This window comes from Vibrio sp. Vb1166, assembly GCF_033338695.1.
Lineage (GTDB): Bacteria > Pseudomonadota > Gammaproteobacteria > Enterobacterales > Vibrionaceae > Vibrio > Vibrio alginolyticus.
In genome coordinates, this window is the sequence record NZ_JAWOTE010000004.1 from 268,871 (window position 1) to 293,681 (window position 24,811).

22 protein-coding genes and 1 riboswitch are annotated in these 24,811 nt (G+C 45.1%); of the genes, 10 read left to right on the forward strand and 12 right to left on the reverse strand.

The features are described 5' to 3' along the window. Nucleotides 1-3: 3 nt before the first annotated feature. Both R7E51_RS07020 and R7E51_RS07025 read left to right on the forward strand, forming a co-directional pair. A complete protein-coding gene (locus R7E51_RS07020; RefSeq protein WP_171344800.1) occupies nt 4-312 on the forward strand; it encodes a monooxygenase in 309 nt (102 codons plus the stop codon). 7 nt (nt 313-319) lie between these two features. After that, on the forward strand, nt 320-691 hold the full coding sequence (locus tag R7E51_RS07025) for a hypothetical protein (protein ID WP_206957660.1): 372 nt from the start codon (nt 320-322) through the stop codon (nt 689-691). Between the two features lie 65 nt (nt 692-756). Here R7E51_RS07025 and R7E51_RS07030 read toward each other — a convergent pair whose 3' ends face one another. The 3 genes from R7E51_RS07030 to R7E51_RS07040 form a co-directional block, all read right to left on the reverse strand. Next, nucleotides 757-2,925: a polysaccharide biosynthesis tyrosine autokinase gene (locus tag R7E51_RS07030; RefSeq protein ID WP_176311351.1), complete on the reverse strand. Its 2,169-nt coding sequence runs from the start codon at nt 2,923-2,925 to the stop codon at nt 757-759. A 51-nt stretch (nt 2,926-2,976) separates the two neighbouring features. After that, nucleotides 2,977-3,417, reverse strand: a complete 441-nt coding sequence (locus R7E51_RS07035; protein ID WP_017820138.1) for an arsenate reductase/protein-tyrosine-phosphatase family protein — start codon at nt 3,415-3,417, stop codon at nt 2,977-2,979. Nucleotides 3,418-3,546: 129 nt separating this feature from the next. Next, entirely contained in the window at nt 3,547-4,665 is a 1,119-nt protein-coding gene (locus R7E51_RS07040; protein ID WP_017820139.1) for a polysaccharide export protein, read from the reverse strand. Nucleotides 4,666-5,123: 458 nt separating this feature from the next. Between R7E51_RS07040 and R7E51_RS07045 the strand changes: the two genes are divergently transcribed. Further along, nucleotides 5,124-6,017 (forward strand): hypothetical protein, encoded by an 894-nt coding sequence (locus R7E51_RS07045; RefSeq protein ID WP_017820140.1) that lies wholly within the window; start codon nt 5,124-5,126, stop codon nt 6,015-6,017. Nucleotides 6,018-6,086: 69 nt separating this feature from the next. On the opposite strand, the gene nfsA is transcribed toward R7E51_RS07045, so the two are convergent. Then, nucleotides 6,087-6,809 carry an oxygen-insensitive NADPH nitroreductase gene (nfsA, locus tag R7E51_RS07050; protein ID WP_053307959.1) on the reverse strand — a complete coding sequence of 241 codons (723 nt, stop codon included), beginning with the start codon at nt 6,807-6,809 and terminating at the stop codon, nt 6,087-6,089. A gap of 195 nt (nt 6,810-7,004) precedes the next feature. Here nfsA and R7E51_RS07055 point away from each other — a divergent pair, with 195 nt between their 5' ends. Continuing rightward, the gene (locus tag R7E51_RS07055; protein ID WP_005374889.1) at nt 7,005-7,646 is read left to right on the forward strand and encodes a MarC family protein; all 642 of its coding nucleotides are present in this window, start codon (nt 7,005-7,007) and stop codon (nt 7,644-7,646) included. Between the two features lie 190 nt (nt 7,647-7,836). Next, entirely contained in the window at nt 7,837-8,709 is an 873-nt protein-coding gene (locus tag R7E51_RS07060) for a patatin-like phospholipase family protein (protein WP_017634445.1), read from the forward strand. A gap of 53 nt (nt 8,710-8,762) precedes the next feature. Here R7E51_RS07060 and gbpA read toward each other — a convergent pair whose 3' ends face one another. The 3 genes from gbpA to R7E51_RS07075 form a co-directional block, all read right to left on the reverse strand. Then, nucleotides 8,763-10,226, reverse strand: a complete 1,464-nt coding sequence (gene gbpA / locus R7E51_RS07065; protein WP_206957640.1) for an N-acetylglucosamine-binding protein GbpA — start codon at nt 10,224-10,226, stop codon at nt 8,763-8,765. A gap of 98 nt (nt 10,227-10,324) precedes the next feature. Then, a riboswitch (cyclic di-GMP riboswitch) is annotated at nt 10,325-10,425 on the reverse strand. Between the two features lie 272 nt (nt 10,426-10,697). Beyond that, the gene (locus R7E51_RS07070; protein ID WP_186585072.1) at nt 10,698-11,198 is read right to left on the reverse strand and encodes a fasciclin domain-containing protein; all 501 of its coding nucleotides are present in this window, start codon (nt 11,196-11,198) and stop codon (nt 10,698-10,700) included. 80 nt (nt 11,199-11,278) lie between these two features. Then, nucleotides 11,279-12,760, reverse strand: a complete 1,482-nt coding sequence (locus R7E51_RS07075) for a cryptochrome/deoxyribodipyrimidine photo-lyase family protein (protein WP_017820144.1) — start codon at nt 12,758-12,760, stop codon at nt 11,279-11,281. A 108-nt stretch (nt 12,761-12,868) separates the two neighbouring features. Between R7E51_RS07075 and R7E51_RS07080 the strand changes: the two genes are divergently transcribed. After that, on the forward strand, nt 12,869-13,174 hold the full coding sequence (locus R7E51_RS07080; protein ID WP_005374898.1) for a DUF6482 family protein: 306 nt from the start codon (nt 12,869-12,871) through the stop codon (nt 13,172-13,174). 68 nt (nt 13,175-13,242) lie between these two features. On the opposite strand, the gene trhO is transcribed toward R7E51_RS07080, so the two are convergent. Both trhO and R7E51_RS07090 read right to left on the reverse strand, forming a co-directional pair. Then, the gene (trhO, locus tag R7E51_RS07085; protein ID WP_005374899.1) at nt 13,243-14,223 is read right to left on the reverse strand and encodes an oxygen-dependent tRNA uridine(34) hydroxylase TrhO; all 981 of its coding nucleotides are present in this window, start codon (nt 14,221-14,223) and stop codon (nt 13,243-13,245) included. 455 nt (nt 14,224-14,678) lie between these two features. Beyond that, the gene (locus tag R7E51_RS07090; protein ID WP_206957641.1) at nt 14,679-15,974 is read right to left on the reverse strand and encodes an alpha/beta fold hydrolase; all 1,296 of its coding nucleotides are present in this window, start codon (nt 15,972-15,974) and stop codon (nt 14,679-14,681) included. 210 nt (nt 15,975-16,184) lie between these two features. On the opposite strand from R7E51_RS07090, the gene R7E51_RS07095 reads away from it, so the two are divergent. Further along, nucleotides 16,185-17,342, forward strand: coding sequence for a D-alanyl-D-alanine carboxypeptidase family protein (locus R7E51_RS07095; protein WP_029803147.1), 1,158 nt, complete (start codon nt 16,185-16,187; stop codon nt 17,340-17,342). Nucleotides 17,343-17,427: 85 nt separating this feature from the next. Here R7E51_RS07095 and R7E51_RS07100 read toward each other — a convergent pair whose 3' ends face one another. Beyond that, on the reverse strand, nt 17,428-20,085 hold the full coding sequence (locus R7E51_RS07100) for an alpha-amylase family glycosyl hydrolase (RefSeq protein WP_206957642.1): 2,658 nt from the start codon (nt 20,083-20,085) through the stop codon (nt 17,428-17,430). 129 nt (nt 20,086-20,214) lie between these two features. After that, a complete protein-coding gene (locus R7E51_RS07105; protein WP_206957644.1) occupies nt 20,215-21,672 on the reverse strand; it encodes a helix-turn-helix domain-containing protein in 1,458 nt (485 codons plus the stop codon). Between the two features lie 167 nt (nt 21,673-21,839). Between R7E51_RS07105 and nfsB the strand changes: the two genes are divergently transcribed. Together nfsB and R7E51_RS07115 are read left to right on the forward strand one after the other, a co-directional pair. Beyond that, the gene (nfsB, locus tag R7E51_RS07110; RefSeq protein ID WP_206957646.1) at nt 21,840-22,493 is read left to right on the forward strand and encodes an oxygen-insensitive NAD(P)H nitroreductase; all 654 of its coding nucleotides are present in this window, start codon (nt 21,840-21,842) and stop codon (nt 22,491-22,493) included. Between the two features lie 69 nt (nt 22,494-22,562). Continuing rightward, complete coding sequence (locus tag R7E51_RS07115) at nt 22,563-22,853, forward strand: putative quinol monooxygenase (RefSeq protein ID WP_017820150.1); 291 nt, start codon at nt 22,563-22,565, stop codon at nt 22,851-22,853. On the opposite strand, the gene R7E51_RS07120 is transcribed toward R7E51_RS07115, so the two are convergent. Then, nucleotides 22,850-23,773 (reverse strand): LysR family transcriptional regulator, encoded by a 924-nt coding sequence (locus R7E51_RS07120; protein WP_005374928.1) that lies wholly within the window; start codon nt 23,771-23,773, stop codon nt 22,850-22,852. The genes R7E51_RS07115 and R7E51_RS07120 overlap by 4 nt on opposite strands. A 132-nt stretch (nt 23,774-23,905) precedes the next feature. On the opposite strand from R7E51_RS07120, the gene R7E51_RS07125 reads away from it, so the two are divergent. Next, nucleotides 23,906-24,124, forward strand: coding sequence for a VF530 family DNA-binding protein (locus R7E51_RS07125; RefSeq protein WP_025768615.1), 219 nt, complete (start codon nt 23,906-23,908; stop codon nt 24,122-24,124). Nucleotides 24,125-24,811: the final 687 nt, after the last annotated feature.

Genomic DNA, 24,811 nt, shown 5'->3' on the forward strand with positions numbered 1-24,811 from the left:
AAGATGGCGAAATTATTACAAGTTGATTTTGAATTTCATGGTCCGTTTGGTGAAGAGATGTCGAATGCTTTGGTCGACTTAGCTAAGTCGATTAACCAAGAGCCGGGCATGATTTGGAAAATCTGGACGGAAAGCGAAAAAGACAAACTCGGTGGTGGTATCTATCTTTTTGAAGATGAAGCCACGGCGCAAGCGTATCTCGAAATGCATGCCGCACGCTTACGAAAAATGGGCGTAGTCGAAGTACGAGGTCAAATTTTCGATATCAATGTGCCGTTAACGACGCTCAATCAAGGGCCTATTAGAGGATAAGGAGATGATGACCAACCGCACTTTTCTAACCGTTCATGTTGTCGTATATACGGTATTCGCTTTTGCGTTGTTTTTTGTACCAACCATAATGTGGCCGATGTATGGAGTACAAATTAACGACCAGTACGCGCTGTTTTTATCGCAGCATACTTCGATCTTTTTAGGTGGAATCGCTGCGGTGAGTTTGATGTTACGTAATGTGGAATCAGGGCATACTGCGAAACAGCTGTTTAAAGCATTATTGATTACTAATGGCTTAGGGGCAGTGATTACTACCTATGCCGGCATTATCGGAGTATTTGTCGGTTTTGGTTGGAGTGACCCAATATTCTTTGTCTTGCTTAGTTTGATTACGTACAAGCAATTAAGAGTGCAATAGAAAAAGCCCTGCTGTTTCTAGCAGGGCTTTGTCATATTTGGTTTAATCAGCGATCTAAATTCAAGTTATGATTCGCTTTTGTACGCGTAGTTATAGTAGCCGTATCCATAGCCGTATGAGTTAGATGCTTTTTTCTCAACTGCATTGAGAATCACACCTTTAACTTCAACGCCTGATTGCTCGAAGCGACCTTGCGCGACTTCAATCTCCTTCAAAGTCGTTTGATCAAAACGAGCGACCATCAGAGTTGTTCCTGCAAGCGCGCCAACAATGCTTGGGTCGGTAACTGCGAGTACAGGCGGTGTATCGATGATGACTAGATCGTATTGTGCAGACATCTCGTCAACAAAGCTCTTGAAGCGAGGGTGCATAAGAAGTTCTGACGGATTTGGTGGTACTTGGCCGCGAGTCACAACATCTAAATTATCAATGGATGTAGATTTAATGATGTTGCTAAGGGATGTCTTACCGCTCAAGTAATCAGAAAGACCGTTGTCCCAACGTAGACCGAAGCATTGCTGCAAATAACCTTTACGCATATCCGCATCAATAAGCAGCACTTTCTGACCGGTTTTCGCAGCGACGGCCGCAAAGTTGGTCGATACAAATGTTTTGCCGATAGATGGTGCAGGACCTGAAATCATAAGAACGTTATTCTTCGCTTCCATCATTGCAAAGTGCAAGCTAGTGCGAAGACTACGTAGAGCCTCAATGGAAAGATCGGCTGGGTTAGCTTCCGCTAGAAGGACTAGCTCATTGTTGCTGCCTTTGTTGCGCTTAAGCTTGTTTGCAAATTCCAGTTGTTGAATAGATTTTGGAACGCTTGCGTAAACTGGCATGCCAATCTGTTCAATTTGATCTGGTGTTTCCACACCACGGTGGAATGCTGCACGAATTAATACGAAAGCAACGCCTGCCATACCGCCAAGCAGTGTTGCTAGCACAACGATAAGCGCTTTTTTCGGCTTAATTGGCTTAGAGAAAGATTGAGCGTTATCTAAGATTCGAACGTTGCCAACTGTTCCGGCTTTAATAATGTTGAGCTCTTGAACCTTGTTCAATAGTTGGATGTAGATTTGTTGGTTTACTTCTACATCGCGTGTCATACGTAGAACTTCACGCTGTGTTTTCGGTAACTTTTGAACTTGTTTATTAAGACGTTCTTTCTCTTTTAATAGTGTTTCACGTTTATCAAGTAGCGACTTATAAGCTGGGTGATCCTGTGTGAAGCGTTGGCTGATCTCACTTTCTTTGAATGTAAGCTCATTTAGCTGTGCTTCTAACTCAACCATTACTTTCAGCGTTGACTGAGCTTCAAGGCCTAAGTCGATAGATTCATTTTCTTGACGGAACCGATTTAAAACGTCTTCAGAAGCGGTCAGTTTTGTTTTGATGTCTGGGAGGTGACCTTTCAAGAACTCGAGGCTTTGCTCTGCCTCTGCAGAATTTCTTTGAACGTTTTGTAAGAAGTAGTTTTGGCTAATGTCGTTCAAGATATCTTGAATCTTAGCTCGGTCTTCACCAGAGAAGCTTAAAGATATAATCCCGGTTTGCTTACCACGTTCGCTAATCGATAAGTTTTCTTGAAGTTTATTAATTGCATCTAATTTACTGATTTTGCTGACCGTGAATGAGTCACCAGTTTGAGCCACAAGTTCAGTCGCCAAAAACTGGTATCCATTCTTCTCAAGCAGTTCACCAACTTTACCTTCTAAAATGACGTTATTGTCATCTTCTAAGAGCCTGAACATCTGTTTTTCAGAATCAATAACTTCAAGAGTTAAAGGAACGCCAACTGCGTAAGAAGGAGCATTAAATCGTGAAACGCTCAGACTGATTTGCTCACCTTGTAGTCGAGCTAGGCCTTTACCAATAATTGGCATGTAGTTTGGAGAAACGACAGTCGTTAAGTTGAACTTATCAACAGTACCGCCCAAGATCATACGAGATTTGATGATCTCTATTTCTGTTGTCGCTGATGATTCTGCTGAAAACAGCTCTCCCATATCACCAACCATCGCTGAAATACCACCTGAACTCTTACTTTCGATTTGGATAAGAGCGTCAGCTTTATAGATAGGTGTTGATAGAATGGCAACGCCGACGCCTATAATTGAAAATAGGACTACGGTACATAGAATGAGCCATTTGGCATCGAGAATGATCCCAAATAACTTTCCCAAATCGATCTCATCGTCGGCTTGACGTGATTGCTTAATAGTTTGTGTTGTCATTACTTTAACTTCTTAAATACCTTGCCATTGGCGTTTATTTAGCCTTGCGGCTTATAGTTTTTGAGACCACGCTTTTGCTGCTTTTTCTATAAGCGTATATGCATGTTCGAAAGCTTCTCTACTTTGTCTGTATGGATCAGGGATGTTTTGTTCATTTATCCACTGTCCAAACAGCATCGTTTTACCTCGTGCCTCAGGAGCGATTTTGGTTAAGGCTTCTAAATGACCTTTTTCCATAACCAATATCAGATCGTATTGAGCGCAAAGCTCAGGTGTTAATTGTCGTGCTTCGTGTCCATCTAAGCTTACGCCATGTTCGTTCGCGATAGTGGTTGCCATCTCGTCAGCAGCTTTTCCCGTTAGATGGCTCTTATCTACTGCGATTCCTGCTGATGCGACATGTTTGTTTGGTAGTAAAGACTGCAAAAGCCGCTCTCCTGTTGGAGAGCGGCAAATATTACCGACACAGACGACAAGAATATTAGAAAACAAATGCTTACCCTACTTTAAGTTGTATGCTTATGATCTCAACTGAATTGCTGGCTTCTTTATATTGCGCAATTGAGCTGAGTAGCTATCGATTACGTGCCGCAAGAGATAATTTTCTTGCGGCACGTTGTTTTACGGCCAAGTGCGTACTCGTAGTACACCTTCGGTTAGTTCATTAAAGCCGGAAATGGTTGGAACGAGCTGAGCAATCACACGATTCCAACGACTAACAGGTGCAGCCGTCACATAGACTATGTCGTAAGGGTTGAGATCAAACTCAGTACCAATCACCAAAGCAGAAGCGTCAGAAACATCTAGCTGATAAATGTCCGCCATTTTAGCTTCTTCTTTTGAACGTCTGATGACAAACACACCGGTAGCATCTGCGGAGATTTCACTGATACCACCAACGCTGCTAAGAGCCTCAGTAAGGCTCATGCCGCTACGATCAATTTTGAGTAATTTCGGATCGTTAACCTCGCCCATAACAAATACTTTTTGCGCATCGTTTCGAGGAATATGAACAATATCGCCAGGCTTTAGAAGGCGGTTTTGAGTTAAATCGCCTTGTTGCATCAGAGCATACAAAGAGACGTTTTCAACAACGCCATTGCGTGTCAGTGTCGCATTACGCCAATCAGCCTCGGCAGCCAGTCCGCCAGCTCTATTCACAGCATCTAGAAGTGTAAGGGGGATGTTTGTAATTGGTTGTTGTCCTGGCTTGTTAACTTCGCCAGTTACATAAGTCTTTTTAGAGCGAAATGCCGCAACGCTTACATCGACCTGTGGGCTCTCAATGTATTTTGCAAGGCGGCTTGCAATGTCTGCACGAATCTGACGTACGTTTTTGCCTTCAACATGTACGACACCTATGTAAGGGTAGAAGATCGTGCCATCCGAATGCACCCAGTTACCCGCTTCGGCTGAGCTTCGGTATGAGCCCGCTGGGATCGTTAGCTCTGGGTGATCCCAAATAGTGATATTTAGGATATCGCCAGGTCCTACTTCGTATTCATATTTTGCGATTTCAATATCTAACTCTGGGTTTGGTTTTGAAAAAGGGTCCACTGAATTTAAAGACGTTACGCGCTCCAAAGTTAAGGGATAAACGGTAACCTGAGACTCTATATCACTCGATTCAGTGCTCATGACTGTTTTGTCACTGACCGAAAGGTGGCTACCAGGCAAAGTACACCCTGTAAGAAGGATAGGAAGTACTGATATCCCCAAAAATTTATTAAATGTGTTCATTGGTTTATAACTACCGAAAGAAAGTTTGCCGACTGAAATTGATTCATTCTAATTGAACTGCATTTCATCAATATTGATGATTTACTGCAGTTTTAAGCCTTTAGAAAGCGAGTCCATTCAGAATTATTTGTGTAATAAACACTCCAAATGGCTGCTAGCGACTTAGAGCTCTTAGTTTCATTAATGAAGGTGTGAAAATCCGACCCACAAAAAATAGTCAACTATTATCCATCTGGTTGCAATAAAGGCAACAAGTTACTTGAAAAAATACTGACGAATACATGACAAAATTGTGTCTATTTAACGTTACTGAGATGAATGCATGATTTTGCACAAGCAAACAGGCAAGAATGTGAAAAAACTCATGCCAAAGTTGTATGCATCCTATTTACACTATATGCAACTGCCGTTATGCTTCCTGTTGCGGTCGGATATAACAACAAATATTGGAGCTAATTTTGAAAATCAAACTTTTAACGGCAAGTGTGGCAGCAGTCCTACTAGCAGGTTGTGGTAGTGACAGCGATCCTGAGGTAAAAAGATACTCAGTTCAGGCTTATGACCCAGCTGTTATCGGCATGAAAGTTCAAGCAGTATGTGGTGGTGAGACATACGACGCTATTGAAAATACAACAAACTATGAAGGTATGGTTGGTAAAGCGCGTTTTGAAAATATCAACGTTGTAAATGCGCCAGGTGATTGTGCTTTCGTATTAACGCACACAGAAGATAGTAAAGACGCGTCAAATGGTAAACCTATTACATCTGACTACAAAATCCCTCAAGGCCTAGCCCAGACGGATTCATTGGTAACAGGCTCTCCATTTACGACTTTGGTTGCTAACTCTTTAAAAGATGGTGAAGTATACTCTTCTGATATCGCTGAAAAAGTATTCGAGAATTTGGGTATCGATATCAATGCAAGTGGTAAAACAGTTGACGAAATCCTTCGTGATACAGAATCTGTAGTAGCAGGACTTGGTAGTGAGGGTGGTAACAGCGCACTTGCTACTCAGCTAGTTGCAACAGCAAACGTTGTATCAGATATCATCAAAGCGAACCCAACAGCTTCGCCTGAAGCTGTAGCTGTTGCTGCAAAAGCAATAACAGAAGATGTAATCGCGGCGAACCCAAATTATCCTGAGAATGATTCGGGTGATGTTATCTACGTAACGATTCCAGCTGAAGATACTCAGAAAGTTGTTGCTGATGTACAAGAGGCTATTGATAACGACACTCCACTAGAAGATATCGAACCTGAAGTACCACAAATCCCAGATGCGGAAGTCGGTGAGCCAATTGAACCTGAAGATCCACCGGGTCCAGGCACTGGCGCGACAGGCGGTAACTAAGCAAGTTTTTGCTGATAAATTCTAAAGGCCTCTTCAGAGGCCTTTTTTGATCCTATCGTATTGTAGTCATCACCTTTTAGTGAGCCCTTTTCTGTTTAAGTAAGGCAGGATGTGCGGACGTGATTCGCCAGCCAGTTTACTGGTGACTTCTTGCGACCAAGTACTCTGTTTTTGATTGCTCGAACGGTTTGCATAGTAGTTTTGCATGGTTTGGTCATACGTCTGAATATCATCCAAGTTTAGGTCTTGATACTGATTCTCATGCACCACGACATGCTTAGGTAGGCGAGGTTTTACTTCAGGGGCTTGATCTGGATGACCAAGACACATACCAAATAAAATGGCGGTATTTTTAGGTAAACCTAATAATTCGTCTACTTTTGGGGCATTGTTTCGTAAACCACCAATATACACGCCTCCTAGTCCCATCGACTCCGCCGCAAGCAAGCAATTTTGTGCCATGATCCCCGAGTCTACAGCGCCTATTAGCGTTAACTCGGTAAAATCAGCTTGAACATCTGGGTTGATACTGGCATGGCGCTGGTAATCAATACAAAACACCAAAAACTCAGCCGCGCTTTCAACGTACCCTTGATTTCCGGCATATTGAGCTAATAGCGTACGTTTTTCTTTGTCGGTCACGCGGATAATTGAAACGACTTGCAACATGCTTGATGAGGACGCCGCAAGGCCGGCTTGAAGAATGGCATCTAATTGTTCGCTCTCAATCGGTTGTGAGGTGAATTTTCGAATTGAGCGGTGATTGAGAATTGTTTGAATCGTGCTGTTCATGGTGACTTAACATCCCCTGTTACGTGTAAAGGCTGAAGACTCACCTTAGCGACATTTGATGAGTCGGTAAACTATCTCAAAAGAAAAACAATGCTTGGCGCATAAGTGTGAAGGCGAATCGAGAATACACCACTCGTTCTGTTTGAGAGCGTATATACTGTTTTTAGAATCAATAATTTAAATGCAGTGGAAAATATGAAAGAACTCATTGTTCATACAGTTACGGTGTTTATGGGCTTCTTTGCCATCATGAACCCTATCGCCAATATTCCCATCTTTTTGAGTTTAACTGCTGATGAAGATAAAGAAACCATCCGTTCCATTGCGCTTCGCTCGGTTTTTATTGCATTTATTATCATCGCGATATTTTCTATTGCCGGTAAGTTAATTTTTGATTTGTTTGGTATCACGCTTTATGCATTGCGAATAACAGGCGGTATTTTGGTGTTTTTGATAGGTTTTAACATGCTTCAAGGTGATTCGACGCATCAGAAAACCAAAGAGAAGGCGTATTCACCAGCTCAGCAACGGGCGGCATTGAGTATTGCAGTGTCTCCACTGGCGATGCCAATATTAGCTGGGCCTGGAACGATTGCTACCGCGATGAACTTTGCGACAGCGGGTGGTTTCGATCAAACCATTATTACTATCGTTTCTTTCGCTGTCCTCTGTGTGATCACCTATGTACTGTTTTTATTTGGAGACAAATTGGTCAAAGCGGTTGGACCAAGTGCTCTAAATGTTGTGACTAAAATGATGGGCTTAATTCTAGCGGTTATTGGTACTCAAATGTTCATTGATGGCGCGGGCGAAGCCTATAAAACGGTTTTCTCCTAGATTTCTCTTAGACCTTGCCACCTTGGTTAAGCCCGCAATTACATTTCTAACGGGTACGGATTTTTTGAACTTTAGTTTTCATTTTCTAAGAGAGAAATAAATAGACTTCACCTATTTCAATAATAAGAATATTCAATTGTTGTGATTGCACGAATTTCATTACTCTTTTGGCAAGGAGAATGGGGGAAATATGGCAACAAAAGCAATTGTAGTAGAAGGTGGCGCGATGCGAGGCGTCTTCGCAAGCGGAGTGTTAGATGCGTTTTTAGAGCAGAGTTATAAACCGTTTGATTTTGCAATCGGTGTATCTGCTGGTGCATCAAATTTGATTGGGTATTTGACCGACTACCCGCATCGCAGTATTAACGTCATTACTAAGCTGGCCACAAGTAAACGCTTTTTTGACCCGACTCGCTTCGTTAAAGGTGGGGACCTCATCGATGTGAAGTGGTTGTTTGAAGAATCTAATCGCTTGTATCCCGTCGATGAAAATAAACTGTTTAATGGCGTTCCTTTTCTCGCAGCGACAACAAATGTAGATACAGGGCAGGCAGATTACTATCGCGTGACACGTGATAATTTTCACCATGCGATTGAAGCGACAACAGCATTACCGATTGCCTACAAGCATACCCCTTGTTTTTCTGGCGGTTGTTATACCGATGGTGGGGTCGCTGACTCTATACCAGTGCGTGAGGCTTATCGTCGAGGGGCTCGCGACATAACCGTAGTACTCTCTCACCCGCTGAATTATGCCAAAAAGCCAGTTAAGACCACATGGCTGATGAAGAAACTGTTTGCGGAGCACCCCAAAATGGCGGATGCGATGTTAAGACGTGCAGATAACTATAATCAATCATTAGAGTTTATTCGTAACCCTCCACCAGGAACACATGTTAGGGTAATTGCCCCACCAGATAATTTTCATGTTCAGCGCTTATCAATGCGACAATCCGTTTTACTAGAAGGGTATGAAATGGGGCTGATTGAGGGGCGAGCGCATCTCACTAGTTTATCTGGTGTTCATGGTTTAGACCGGGAAAATTGTCATTTTTGCGTTTGATTATAAAAGAGCCTCATAGTGAGGCTCTTTTTACTTAACGTTCGAAGGGTGATTTAGTTGACTTTATCCCAAGCCATCTCCCAGTGTGAACCTATTCCAGGCTCGTAATGGTTTGCGCTTTCTTTCCACTGCATACAGTAACCAGAGTATGGGAAAGGTTTACATTGATAAATGCCCCCGTCGCTGGCAAGCACTTTTGTGCCCGCCGTGTAGCTAGATAGTCCTTCAGGGAAGACAAAATCGTACTCACCAGATGGTGGCGGAGTAACTGACTCTTCTTTTAAGTGAAAGTCGAGTGTTTGCTGAACCACCAAGTTGCCATCTTTATCCTTAATACGTGTCACGAGCATATGGTGACCCGGCTCCGATTTACTTAAAGCGAGCGATATCGCCTCTACCGAGCCGTCTTTCATTTCGTTTGCCCAACTTGCAAGTGGTTCGCGATGGTGATTGTAAACGGTGAGTTCTGCATTTAAATCGCCTTCAGCAGTTAGTGTCAGATCCAACGTTGTCGGTGTTGACTCAATGATATATTCGTCTGCTAAGCCATCTACTGTGAGTGAGTATTCTGGAACAGGAGTTTCAATGTTATAACCGATCTCTACTCGCTCAAGGCTGCTATTTGCTTGCAGATACACCGGATTAGTACCATAAACAGGAGTGAATTTATCCTCTGCATACTGCCCGGCTTGCAGTTTTGCTTGTTCTTGGTTTAGCTTAGTCGCGAGTGCGTAAGACCAGTTTTTCGCTTGGCCCATTGCTGCATCGGTAATTTCTAGTTCAGTTCTATACGCTATGTTTTCACCTGCTTGATCAAATACGCGCGTATAAACCGAATCCCCAATATTTAAATCCATTGTAGGAATAATTTGACCGCCTTGCTTCCAATCTGGAATAACGGGACTGTCACCATCAAATTTCACATCGATCACGTTATAAAATGAGGCTGCAGTGTCGCCAACATCCCATACTGCCAGGATGACATGGTATCCCTCGCGAGTAGGCACATTACATTGATGGCTTACCTGTTTCGGGGGTTGAACCATATTGCCGTCGACGACACAGAAAGGAGTTAGATCAAAAGAGTCTCGTGATAGTGAAGCGTTTGGGTTCCAATCAGGCTTGGTGATGTAATATTTCCAGTCGCGCGTCACGTGGTTAGCGGTAAATGTCCATTCAAAAGTTTGTGTGCCTGCTTGAATAGGACGTTTTACCCAACGGTCGGCAGTTTGCTCATCAAGGGCAGCTGCTAAAGCGGTTTCGGCACTCGCTATTTTACCATCGCGAGGCCCTGTTTCGGGAAAGCCATCAGGGCCTTCAACGCTTTGCGGTTCATATTGAATCGCACCGCAGTTATTATTTTTTTCGTTAGTATCTGGCGTTGGATACTTACATAGTGCCGAGCGACTTGCAGCGACACCACCATTGGTTTCTGATACATAACCGTGAGCCGCAGCACCTGAGCTAATGCTTGCAAGTGCTAACGCGAGTACGGATTTGGTTGGAAATGATTTCATCACATGTCCTCTGTTATGGCTGACAAACTAATGTCACACTCCGGCGCATGCTGAGCATAAAGCAACTCTACAGAAATTGGACTTCTGTAACACTGCGTCATGGTAACCCCGCTATCATGAGCATTCTTTTAGATTTTTAAATGCTGACAGACCGGAAGCTTTGCGTCCCACCCTTTCGAATGGTTTGCCGAAATGTGATTGAGCAGCCAAAATTTAGCTTAAGAATTTACATGTGGAAAAGTAAACGTCACTGACATGGAATCCTGTTCTCAAATTGAAAGATAACGATATCTTAACCTCGTCAATATTGTGCAGTGTTGTCTTGCAAGGTATTGATTTTAATTTTGTTTTTATCTTTTTTATAGTCATCGTGAATGAGTGGGGGTTTGTTGGGGATAAGTGGAGAGGAATCGTGCTAAGGGTGGAAGAAGTTCTGTCTAAAGGGCGGAGTGTACCGCCCTTTGAATGGTGTTATTTCGGCATGATGACAGTATCAATCACGTGAATGACACCGTTTTTAGCTTTCACATCGGTTGCAATGACATTTGCATCGTTAACCATGACTTTATCGCCCATGGTTTTAATCATCACATCTTGCCCCTGAACCGTAGTCGCTTTGTCTAGCTTAACAACATCGGCAGCCATCACTTTCCCTGGGACGACGTGATAAGTCAAAACAGATACTAACTTGTCTTTGTTTTCCGGCATTAAGAGCATGTCGACTGTGCCGTCTGGCAGTTTTGCAAAAGCGTCATCCGTTGGTGCAAAAACAGTAAATGGGCCTTCCCCTTTGAGAGTGTCAACCAAGCCCGCTGCTTTTACCGCAGCAACAAGCGTATTGAAAGAGCCGTTTTCAGCGGCAACGTCGACAATATCGGCTTTCATCATGCCATGCTCATGAGCCTTGACGGGAAGCATAAAAGATAACGTCACCATCAGTGTCGCCGCGATAACTAAGATACGTTTGAACATAATGTGTTCCTTACTAGTTGAGGGTACAACTGGTTCCCTGGAGTGTGTTTGCATTTGTACGCATTGTGATTGAGAGATGATCATCGCGTCCTACTTTCTTTTGAGGGTCTAACATGTCGCGCAAGAATTCGTCTGCCTTCTTGTTTCACATCGGCTCGTTTCCGCCACGTCCATAAGCGCTCTCTTGCTGCCTTAGCTGCGTTGTCTGGTGTGATAATAGGTGCAAGGTAACGGCTATCTGGCTGCAACTGATACATGACAGCTTCCATCTGGGTCATTGTCCAAGGCTCGAATAAAAGAGGGGGAGGAACCATTTGCAATTCAGGTACCCACTTGTAGATGAACGTGCCGTCAGGATCATGTTCTTGGGCTTGCTTGATCGGATTATAAATACGGATTGTGTTAGTCCCGGTTACTCCTGCTTGCATTTGGAATTGTGGGTAATGAATTCCGGGCTCAAAGTCGAGAAACAGTTGCGCTAAATGCGTTACACCTACTCGCCAATTCATGTTCATGTGGTGAGTAAGAAAGCTAACCAGCATGGCACGCATGCGAAAGTTAATGTAACCAGTGTGGTGCAAACAGCGCATGCAGGCATCAATCAAAGGTACGCCAGTATGCCCGGATTTCCATGCTGCTAACTTTTCTTCATCGAAAGTACTACTTTGTTTAATCAATGGTTCGTAAGCCCGATTAACGCAGTAAAACTCCATGTCGTATTCCGATTCGAATTTTTGGATGAAGTGACAGTGCCAATGAAGCCGTGAAGACAATGCAATTAAGCTGCGACGAAACCCAGCGACTTGCCAGTGTTTCAAAAGGTATTGATAAACTTCACGCAAGGATATGTTACCCCAAGCGAGATATGGAGAAAGTCGAGTACAGGCTGTGCGTGAGGCTGTGGGACTAGAAATGCTTCGATAGTAATCACGACCTCGACGATGGAAAAAGTCCTCTAGTGTTTTCCAAGCGAGCCGGCTTCCTCCCGTTTGCATTCCTTTGCATTTTGATAGCCAGGATGATGGTGGCGAAAACGAACAGCCGAGAGCTTCTGCATCCAATGAATGCAATAAGTCGGTTTGGAGCTCAATAGGGCTTATTGAGGCTCTCATGACAGAGTCCCAATGTTTGTCCCAACCTTGCCGGTTTATTGCACCTCTGATTACAGCACCGTGTTCGAATTCAAACCAGTCGATGTTCTGCTCATACAGCCAAGCGGCAACTTGTCGGTCTCGTTCAAAGGTGCAGTTGAGTCCTATTTCTTGGTGAGAAAAAACAGCGTTGATTTGATATTGCGCTTGAATTGATTGGAAACATGCTAAGGCATCGTCAAACAGCACCGTGATTCGATGCCCATACGCTTTGAGCGTTTCATCCATGTCTTGCAGTGATTGCCAAACAAATCGCCAGTGGCGCTCAGAATAGTGTGGGTTGTTCAATAGCAATGGTTCAACAATATACAAAAGCACAGTTGGGTGCTTTGTTGATAATGCTTGAGTTAGTGGTTGATGGTCAGTCAGCCTTAAATCTCGCTTTAACCACACGACATTGATTGTTTGCATCGGAATCCTCTTTGTTTCCGATGTTGTACGCAAGTAAACCGAAGAAATCTCATCCAATGATCGGTTTTATTCTACAAAACGTAGAGGTAACTTTCAGGGAGGTGACACATGGCAATACCATTGAGTAAGTTACAAAAATACTTCTATGTAGACAAATTGGTCATTCATTCGCTTGATCTCGCATTGTACCAGGCATCTGTCGTGATTGATGGAGAAGCGCAATTTATCACTGATGACAACGGTATCTTTTTGAGGGCTCATTCCCTGATCGAGATGCAAAAGAAGTGCAGGAATATCAAAGCAAATAAGCAGGTTTTAGTACATCAAAGTGCTTATGATGAAATGGTGGGGCTACCCGAAGGCAAAAGAGACAATCAACTAGAGGTATTGGTGAGGGATACAAAATTGTATTGAAAGAGTATTGTTGCGTAGTAAAAGCGAGCCACCTTACGGCAGCTCGCTAAATATAAGGAGAGTTGGGCTTAGTCTTGTTTACGCTGCGCTTCTTTTTGCGCGTACTTAGCGGCACGTCGGGCTTCTCTTTGCTTGGCACTTTCACCACCAACATGCTGCTCGCCTCGCTGCTCTGCAAGAACAACTTGTTTTTCACGCTCGCGGAATCGAGCAATTTGTTCTTCTGAGTGTGTGCCGTGACATTTTGGACAGCTCACGCCTTGCTCGAACAATTCTGACTGTTTGTCTTCTTCAGTGATCGGTAGACGACAAGCGTTACATAAATCGTAATCTGCTTTTTCTAGCTGGTGGTTCACTGCAACACGACCGTCAAATACGTAACAATCGCCTTCCCACATGCTCTCTTCTTGAGGAACTTCTTCAAGATATTTAAGAATGCCGCCTTCTAGGTGGTAGACCTCATCAAAGCCCTGTTCTTTCATGTAAGCCGTTGATTTTTCGCAGCGGATACCACCGGTACAGAACATCGCAACTTTCTTGTGTTTTGCCGGGTCCATGTTTTCTTTTACATAGTCTGGGAATTCACGAAAGGTTTCAGTATTTGGGTTTACAGCGCCTTTGAATGTCCCGATCTCGATTTCGTAATCATTACGTGTATCGACAACAAACACTTCAGGATCAGCAATAAGATCGTTCCACTCTTGAGGTTTCACGTAAGTACCCACTACGTGGCGAGGGTCTATACCTTCAACACCTAATGTTACGATCTCTTTTTTCAGTTTCACTTTGGTGCGATTGAATGGCTGGGTCTCAGAATACGACTCTTTGTATACGGTGCCAGTCAAACGAGGTTCGTTGTTTAGCCACTCCAGTAGCGTATCAATACCTGCACGATCAGATGCAACAGTACCGTTGATACCTTCACTTGCCAGTAGTAATGTTCCGCGAATATGGTGTTTTTCCATCAACGCAAGTAATGGCTCGCGTAGCTCTTGATAGTTATTCAGCTCAACAAACTTGTACAGCGCACAAACTACATACTGACTCATGAGGTTTCCTTTAAAAATACAGGTGGTCAACGACCTTAAAATTTTAGCGGCACGAAGTATACCTGACTAAACCAGTCGGAAATACGGACAAATTATACGGATATTATGAGTAGGCGGGGCCTGGCGGTCTTTGATAGGGGGAGCATGTCCGCAGGTGAAGCCGCTATGTGTTCAAATTATAATCATTAATTATAGTGGGTTAGGTAGGTTGGAGCCGATACTTTTGGTTTAAATTTATGCTGTTTTGGGCCCTTCAAAAAAGTTAGGCGCAAGAAGCACCAAGTAATCACCGGAGTCATTGACAAGGAAAGGACATGTCGCAGTTTTATACATGAGGTGGTGAGGGATAAAGGTTTAGGGACAAAGAGTGAATGACTGATCGCCATTGTTCATAAACCGCTATAAACGCCTTTTCATCAAATACTAAAAAGGCGTATTTCTAACGTCTGTCCTGCTTATTTCAACGCAGCTGCGGTCTGTTTACCCATGGCAATGAGCCTGTCGAGAATGCGTTCACCGTCGGCACGCAAACCGTTGTGCTCGTACTCGTTGGTGATCCACGCTTTTGAATTTGGGATTAACGCGAGCGTCTCTCGGCTGATATCCATTTCAACAAACATATCATCGGCGTAAACGGCGCAACTGACAGGCACTTTATTTTGAGCCAGTTGATTTTGATCGTACAGCGCAGCCCAATCGTCTTTCGCGGCCAATATTTCTGCGGCGTCTTTTAGTGGTTTAAGGTTGACGTATTGGTCGAACATCCACGGGAAGACCATTTCCCCCGTAAAGTAAAATGGCTGGCCAAGTTCATAATTAAACTCTGGTCGGGTTTGGCGAACACGGTGCGCACTCCAACTCGACGCAAAGCCTTGGCAGTAAATCGATTCATGCAAAATGGCGTAGATCGGGTTGGTTTGGAAGTTTTGCTGCGCCAACATATCGTTCAAGAACTCATAGCGAAGTTGTGGTTTGCCGTCCACTTCAATCAACGCGCTTTCTAGCCAATAGTAAGTCGGCAAGAAAGTATCACTCACACCAAAGTTGATGCCGATTTGTTGAAATTGCTCCACCGTGAAGCGTTGACCATTTGGTAGGTACTCTTCATTTTCCAGCAAGTGATTCGCAATGTTTTGGCAAAGTTGTTGCGCACTTGGAAATTGTTGGAAGAACGCTTGGTTTTTCTCCATGGTGCGTTTGAAGGTGGCTTCATACACATCGTCGGCATGACGCGAGACTGATGGCACGCCACCTGTGATGTAGCTTTGTAGCAAGCTGTCTGGGAACAAAGACAAATAGGTGAGGGAGCAAAACCCACCAAAGCTTTGACCTAAGATCGCCCATTTTTCGACGCCAAATTGCTCACGAATGTATTCCGCATCACGAACAATGTTGTCTGCGCGGAAGTGGCTCAAGTAGTCTGCTTGTTGCTGCGGTGTGAAATGAGCCAGAGTCTGATGATTAATCACTGAACTATTGCCCGTACCGCGCTGGTCGAGGAGCAAAACTCGGTACTCTTGCAGGGCGCGTTTTACCCAGCCGTTATTGCCGTTTTGACGTGGAGAGGGAAAGCCAGGTCCGCCCTGAAAGTAAACCAACCAAGGTTTGGTCGATTCTTCATCGCCAACTAGGCAAACCGCACGGGCGAAGACTTCAATGGTGTCTTTGCTCGCGTCTTGGTAATCCAGAGGAACGGTAAAACTGTGGGGAGTGTAATGCAATCCTGCGTCGATAAATGATTGAGCGTTCATTGTTATCTTTATTTCCTTATTGAGGGGTAGCGCTACTTTACTGCGAATGGCATGAAGAACCAATGCTATTTCCCAATTGCCTCTTCAGTTCTGTACCTTGATCAAATCAATGTAAGTTCAAGAAAATGAAACGATTAGCGACTGGTGCAACTGGTTGAGTGAGCTATGCTCAATAGAGTTGCGACAAAGTAAGAGCATGGAGGAAGTCGGATGAAAGTGTCACTGGCTCGATGGACAATTGTGACTTGTTTAATAAGCGTACCTACTTTTGCCGTTGTTACGCCCAACCCACCTCAGTTACAGGCAAAAGGCTACGTATTAATGGACTTTCAATCCGGTGCCATTATTGCCGAGCATAACGGGCGAGCAGGCCTTGCTCCGGCGAGTTTAACCAAGTTGATGACCGCTTATGTAGTTGGACAAGAAATCAAAGCGGGGCGTTTGAAATGGGATGATGTTGTCACCGTGAGTGAAAACGCGTGGTCGGCCAAGTTTCCCGGTTCTTCTAAAATGTTCATCAAACCGAAAGATGAAATTAGTGTTGCGAACTTAATGCGCGGCGTGATCATCCAATCAGGAAATGACGCGTGCGTTGCACTGGCTGAGCATGTTGCAGGCAGTGAACGCGGCTTTGTCGCCTTGATGAATGGTTGGGCGGAGAAATTAGGACTGCAAGACACCTATTTTGTGAACTCCCATGGTCTTGATAGTGATGGCATCCAAACCTCACCAACCGATATGGCAAGACTCATGCAGTCGATCATCAGCGATGTTCCTGATGTGTACGCGCTATACAGTGAGAAAGTCTTCAAGTGGAACGACATTACGCAGTACAACCGCAATAAGTTGTTGTGGGACAATTCCATTGATGTCGACGGGGGAAAAACCGGCTACACCAGCAATGCCGGATACAGCTTGGTGAGCTCGGCCAAAGAAGGAAGAATGCGCCTTATCTCGGTGGTGATGGGTACGCCAAGTAAACAGGCTCGGATCAGCCAATCGAAGAATCTACTCAGCTATGGTTTTCGCTTTTATGACACCAAGCAAGTTGCTAAACAGGGGGAAGTTGAGTCTAAAGTTCGCGTTTGGAAGGGAAATGCTAATCAAGTTGAGGCGATCTTTGCTAAAGATGCCTATCTCACTCTGCCTCGTTCAATGACGGCTGGGCTTGATAAGAGTGTGGTGTTAAATGAACCGTTGATTGCGCCGATCGCGCAAGGAGATGAGATTGGTAAGGTCGTTTGGAAAAGCGATGACAGTACCGTGGCGAGTTATCCCTTGGTCAGCAGCCAAGCGGTAGAAGAGGGCTCGTGGTTTGGTCAGCTTTGGGACAGTTTGGTGCTGTGGGTGAAATCATTCTTTAGCTAGAATAAAAACGAGCAGAAGTTTCTTTCTGCATTCTTTTGTTGATGACCGCCCAGTCATAACGCTGGGCGGTGTCTTATTTAACGGTTTATTCCGACAAGGTGATGATTGGTAAATCGTCCCAAATCTTACTTTCATCCGATGCGCCACCGGAGAAGTTCCAAGGGCCTTTGTTTTGTTCTAGCGGACGGTAAGTTGCCGAAAGGCCGTCTAAGTCCCAAGTCGTCACATAGAATCGAATGCCATCCAGTGAATCAGGTCGACCCAGCGCGTCACTCGCAAAGTCCATCGAAATAGTGTTATTGGCTTTGTCTACTGTCACTGTTGGTGCTGGCGTGACCGCTTCTCCCCATGTCGTCGCATTTGCTCCTTTGGTGTTGTAAATCGAGCTTTGCCAGCCAAAAACAACCGCATTACGACTCCAGGTTCCGCTTGGCATAGAAGCGTTGATCTTCGGTAGCTCAGACAAGTTAGTTGCGGCTTCTTCAGGTAAATCCATAAAGATGGTGAAACCTACGTGGTCGAAGCCGTTTGGTGGCAACCAAGTGTCGGTGATGTTGTCCATGGTGAAGGTCAAACGTACGTTACTGCCAACGGTAAATACCTCAGCTTTGTTGATTGCGAGTTGGCTATTGTTTTTATCGAATGTTGGATCCGTTGGTAGCGAATAGTTACCGTTAGGACCGCCCATGCCATCTTGCGCATCACCCGCGTCATCAATAGTGTCGTCTGGCGTGTTTGACCAGCTTAAGTCCGACACAAAGTTAACATCTTCAATGCCAGCTTTTTTCTCAGTAGAATAAATCGCGAAGCGGTGTTGTTGTTCGCCAATTGCAAAGTGACGAGTCGACAGCGTGACACTAAACTGACCATCAGCGCCTGCAGTAATGGCTTGCGCTGTTTCTAAGTTACCATCGACGACAAGGTTCAACTTCTCGTTGGCGTTCGCACTACCCGCGATAACAATATCACCAGTGATGGTTTTTCCTTCCCAATCCTGCGCCAGTTGGATGTTGAGGTCTGGGGTATCTACCGATTGGGTATCGTTAGTTTTAGAGTAAATCACGGCAGATTTGGCTGGTAGCTCAAGGGTTACGTGACCGTTTTCATCTGCGATTAACTGCTCTGGAGCGTCTACCCAGTTCGACATGATTTGTTGTTTGAAGACGGTGCCACCAACTTGTTCTACATCGAGTTGGTTCATCAACATCGGCGAGTTGGATGTATTCATCACAACCAAGACTTCGTCGTTATCCAACGTTCGAGTAAAGGCGAACACGCCCGCGCCCGCTTTATCGCTGCCAATCACTTTCATTTCGCCACGTGTCATGACTTTGTTTTCAGTACGTAGCTTGGCAAGTTCTTGAATAAACAAGTACATCTCACTGTTTTGGTCGAATGAGTCTACGTAGTCGCCATCTTCACGGTAACCGCCAGCAAACATCGCATCGCGCGCTGCTGACATCGCCTGTTCAGTACCTTGGTAAATCACAGGAATACCCGGCACGCTCATCATGGTGATCAGTGCTTGTTTCATGTCATTCACGCTACCTTGCGACAGAAAGCGCGGCATGTCGTGATTATCAATGAAGTTCGGCATGATGTATGGATTTGGGAACATCTCCATCATTTTCTCAAGACGGAAACGCAAATAGTCGGTCGGTTGCCCTGCTGCAAATACGCGCGTCATGGTCGCTTGCAATGGGAAGTTCAGTACCGAGGTTAGCTGTTTCGGCGAGCCACTTTCACCGATGTAAGTCAACATCTTCTCTTCGCCTTCGGTGTGGTAAGGCGTCGATGTTTCGAATACTTCACCAAAAGTGAGGAAGTTGTCACGACCGGTATCAACCGCTTGCGTCATCACACCATCGTCGGCATGTAGGAAGTCGTTCCAGAAGTCGTGTTCAACAAACTTCACCGTATCGATACGGAATCCGTCGACGCCGACTTCGCGAATCCATTTTCGGTAGCTCTCTTTTAAGTAAGCGCGCACTTCGGGATCGGACGTATTAAGGTCATCCAAATCAGAGAGTTGCCAGGTTTTTTCTTGTACCGGATCGTTGTGGTCGGTGATGGTTGGCGTCCAGTGGTAGCTGCCTGTGCCGTCTGTTTTACACTCGTTCATGTTGAGTGGGTATGGCAGTTCTTGCCCGGCGGGTAGTGCATTTTTTATCAAACGGAAGCCTTGGCAAGGTAGGCTTGGATCATAACTGTAAGGATCATCGTAGGTGAAGAAGTTGCCTACATGGTTGGTCACGATGTCCTGAATTAAGAACATGTTACGCGCATGCACTTCGCGTGCTAACGCTTGGTAGCTTTCTAGGTCGCCGAAGTGCTCATCCACTTTTTGGAAATCGCGCGCCCAGTACCCGTGGTAGCCGCCGTAGTTTTGCTCTGCATCCCACCATTGGTTTGCAACTGGCGGAGTAATCCAGATCGATGTGGCACCGAGATCTTCGATGTAGCTTAACTTATCACTCACGCCAACGAGGTCGCCGCCGCTGAATTTTTTATCCGACGTCGGATCGAATTCGTTTTGCCCTTGATCATTGAGAGCGCTGTCGCCGTCGTTAAAACGGTCGATCATCAGGAAGTAAATGATTTGATCTTGCCAATCAGGGGATGCCACGTGGCTGCCTGTATCGATTGGTGTGGTTTCGTCGCTTCCACAGCCAGAAAGAGCAAGAGCGATCGCTAAAGGAAGTATTTTTATTTTATTCATTGGGTTAGGTAGAGTTTCAAACACAGTTTTTGCCTCCGTTATGCAGCAATGCAGAAACGATAAAGCAAAGGTTTGAAATTGAGGGTGTCATTTCACGCCAAAAAAGACGTGAAATGATGTCACGAAGCGGCGACTTTGATCTGACCGACAGTTTTAATTGAGCGGTTGCACAATAGGATATTGTATCGGGTAATGCTCTTTCGCGAGCTCGTTGTCGTATTCATCATAAAGGCGGAAACGGCACTGCTTTGCAGTTTGAGTGAGCGATAATTGTAGCACCCAACAAGCATAATGTAGCGAGTGTTGGGTCAAGCGCATTGCGTGAGGTGTGGGGTTATCATCGACGTAACAGTCTATCCTCGCAACGTTTTCAAGTCGGCATGCCAGTTCGACAAAGAGCGTGTATTGCGCCCCAATATTAATAAGCTGCCGAGTCGGGACAATATATTCCGTTGCGCCTATTAAAAGCCCCTTAGAAACCACATAGTCACGCTGGTGGTTATTCTCAATGTAACGCTCCCCATCGACTTCGTAACACAGGCGAAAGGTCAGGGGATGCGCCACCGGAAGTTCGGTCGTTGCCCAGAGTTCGGTGCCATGACTTAAAAAACGCTCGAAGAAGGCGGGGTAGCGCCGCCATGCGCCATCACGGTCACGGCATTCTACCGAGACCACTTTTTCAAACGCAATATTATCCACTTCCATCCAGATTTTACCGACGGGTTGGTCAATGTCGTTATCGGCTAAAGTATTCGCTTTGGCGTAGTACAAGCGGATGGGTTGGTTGTTGAGATGAGTGCGGTTATCTAAGCACTGCTGGCGATATTGCATGGGTGAAAACGGATACCAACGACGAAAAGTGCGGTGAAAGTTCGAAGGTTCTTCATAACCAAGTTGATAGGCGATTTGCTGCGTTGTGAGTTGGGTGTCGGCAAGCAAAGTGAGTGCTTGCTTTCTTTTAGCGAAATCAACGCATTGAGAGTAGCTCATTTGCTTTTCTTGCAGTCGACGTTGCAAGGTGCGTTTGGAGACGCCCAGTTGCCTTGCCGCTTGCTCTAACTTGAGCGCGTAATTACTGTTTTTGATGAACAAGGCGTTCAAAACACTCAGCAATTCTGGCTGTTCAATTGGTTGGTGAGAAAGCAGCAAATAAACATGTTTCACCAGTTCAAACACGCTTGAACTGGTTTTAGAATCTCGCGTTTCCCCTAGAAAAATATCGGCCGCGAGTGGATTGCTGGCTTGAACTTGTATTGATTCACTTAGCTCAAGCGTCTCCAACTGCATTTTGAGCAAGCCAAACACCGACTCCGCCCAATTTGGCATATCGGCTGTTCTGCATTCTACTTGCAGATGGATTTGGGCATCACCATGTTGAAATGTGACGTACAAACGGCGGTCGAATAATGAGACACTTTTACTCCACCAAAGCAGCCCTTCCTGGAGGTTAGGCGCTTCTTTCAACATCATGCATTGCAAGGCCACCAACTTCTCAATGTGCCAATATTCGCCGGCAATTCGAAGGTGATTGTGACCGAGCTTTTTGCACAGAAAGGATGTAATAACGTTATCTTGAGGCTGCATGAGTTGAGTTTGGTTGCGAGCAAACATGCATTATTGCCGAAAAGATGAAGAAATTCAGTGAGAACGCTCAAAGCCTTTCTTATCGTTTTATTTTCAAATTTATTTTGAAAATGTTTTTAATCGAAATCGGTTTTTCCCTTTATCTCATGAGGTTATGCTGTTACACAGCTTAAATTCATTAATTGGAGAACCTCATGGATATCGTACAAGCTGCAAAATCTCGTTACTCAACGAAAGTGTTTGACTCAACGCGCAAGCTATCTCAAGAAAAAATCGACGCAGTTAAAGAGCTGATTCGTTTTAGTCCATCGAGTGTGAACTCCCAGCCTTGGCATTTCATTCTGGCAAGCACAGAAGAAGGCAAACAGCGCATCGCTAAAGCGGCGCAAGAGAATTACGCGTTTAACGCGGCGAAGATTCTCAACGCTTCTCACGTATTGGTGTTTTGTGCGAAAACAGGCATTGATAACGACTACATTGAAGCGCTAATGGTGCAAGAAGAAAAAGATGGTCGATTCCCAACTGAAGAAGCGAAAGCGGCTGTACGCGGTGGTCGTAGCTACTTTGTGAACATGCACCGTTTTGATCTGAAAGATGCAAACCATTGGATGGAGAAACAAGTTTACCTCAACGTGGGTACGTTGCTGTTGGGTGCTTCGACGCTAGCAATTGATGCAGTACCAATTGAAGGGTTTGATCCAAAAGTGCTGGATGAAGAATTTGGCTTGCGTGAAAAAGGTTATACCAGTGTTGTGATCGTGCCGCTTGGCTACCACGCGGAAGATGACTTCAACGCGAAAACGCCAAAGTCTCGCTGGGACGCAGAAACCGTATTCACCGAGATCTAATTCAAGCTTACTTGCAGGTTACGTAGAACCCTGTAATCAATATATAAATCGCAAAAGAGTGATAAAACGATGATCCACTTAGTCGCAGAAGTTAAAGCCTATCCAGACCGTAAGGATCAGGTGGCGAATTTGCTTTCTGGTTTACTAGAGCCAACTCGCAAAGAAGAAGGCTGTTGCCAATACGAGTTGTATCTTGACGAGAAAGTTGAAGGCCTATTTATGTTCCAAGAAATCTGGGCATCGCAAGAGGCCTTGGATAAGCATTTGCAAAGCCCGCACATGGCGACGTTTCTTGAAACATTAGAAGAGAACGATTGGGTTGAATATACCCAGATTCGTCCTCTTCGATTTATCGCCTAATGACAGAAGGTTGCCAGCACGTTGGCGCGTTGCTGGCAGCATTTTTGTTGGATAAAGTCGCGGAAAGTCCGAATCGTTGGCGTTAGTAACCGACGATCGGCGCACACCATGTAGAGCGGCACTGGGCCGCAATCCCACTCTGGTAACACTCGCACCAATCTTCCCTCGATTAAGTCTCGGCTAATGTCCATCAATGATTTATTCGCAATGCCTTTGCCTTTGATCGCTAACCGGTGTGGCAAGTCACTATCGTTGCTCAACAAGTTACCGCTGACCACGATTTGTTCTTTCTCGCTGCCACGCGTGAGCGTCCATTTGTTGTAGACCGAATCCGCGACCATGTAGCACAAGCAGTTGTGTTGCGTTAAATCGGCAGGAGAGGCGAGTTCTGGATGTGTAGCTACGTACTCTGGCGATGCACATAATATCCGTTCGTTTGACCCACATAATGCCAATACGACCAGATTGGAGTCGGCCGGTTCGCCGTAGCGAATCGCAATATCGACAGGCTTGGTGTACATATCCGTCAAGCTATCGGACAGCTCTAGTTTAATGGAAACATTTGGGTAGAGATCGATGAACTCATCCACCCAATCGAGCAACATATTGCGACCAAAATCGGAGGGTGCAGTAATGTGCAGCTGACCAGACAACTCCCCGCGCGCACTTGAGATCTGATCCAACCCCTCTTGCAATGTTGCCAACGCTTGCGTGGTTTTGTCTAAAAACAGTTCGCCCTCTGAGGTTAAACGCAGGCTTCGGGTGGAACGCACAAACAACGGGAAACCGATTTGCCCTTCAAGACGCTTAATCGATGCGCTAATGGCGGCTGGTGTCATGTCCATGCTGTTAGCGGCTTTTGAAAAGCTGCCTTGGCGCGCGGTTTCGACAAAAATATTGAGGTCGTTGAGGGCTTTCATAATGAAAAGGGCTTTTAAGAAGTTTGGGCTACTATAGGGGAGAGTCGTAGGCCAATTCAAGGTTAAAACATTAGGTTGCACGGCGAGTTTGAGTTAGATTAGCGCGAAACTTCACTTTACCGGATCAATAGCATGAGCCAACAGCAGCCGAATAACCCACTTCACGGGTTGAGTTTAGAAAAAATCGTCACCCGACTAGTTGAACACTTTGGTTGGAATGGCCTGTATGAGCGCATTCGAGTGAACTGTTTTAAGAAAGATCCGTCGATCAAATCTTCTCTGAAGTTTTTGCGTAAAACGCAATGGGCAAGAGACAAAGTCGAAGCGCTGTACATCGAGACATTCTGCTAACCGCTCTATAGTCTGCAGCAAGCGGCAAGTAGATTCTTAGTCTCGCTATGGCTCGCTAGAATGACGTAGCTTTTCTTATCGCGTAGGCTAGAAGAGTCGCTCTGCTGTTACGTTTAAAGCGTGATTCAGAATCTACCCTCAGGCTTGTATTGAGTCTATTCATAGCTCTATGGGCCTACAGCAGCGGTAAGTAGATTCTTAGTCTCGCTATGGCTCGCTAGAATGACGTAGCTTTTCTTATCGCGTAGGCTAGAAGAGTCGCGCTGCTGATGCGTCTAAAGCGAGATTCCGGATGGTCACATAGGTTTATCTGGAATCGCTTTTTTAGATGGTTTTGTAGAGGTCAGAGCCAAACTCGAACCGTCATTCTGAACCGCGAGGAACGAGCGTGATTCAGAATCTACCCTCAGATTGTATTGAGTTTATTCATAGCTCTATGGCCTGCAGCAAGCGGTAAGTAGATTCTTAGTCTCGCTATGGCTCGCTAGAATGACGCAGCTTTTCTTATCGCGTCGGCTGGAAGAGTCGCGCTGCTGATGCGTCTCAAGCGAGATTTCGGATGGTCACTTAGGCTTGTCTGGAATCGCTTTTTTAGATGGTTTTGTAGAGGTCAGAGCCAAACTCGAACCGTCATTCTGAACCGCGAGGAACGAGCGTGATTCAGAATCTACCCTCAGATTGTATTGA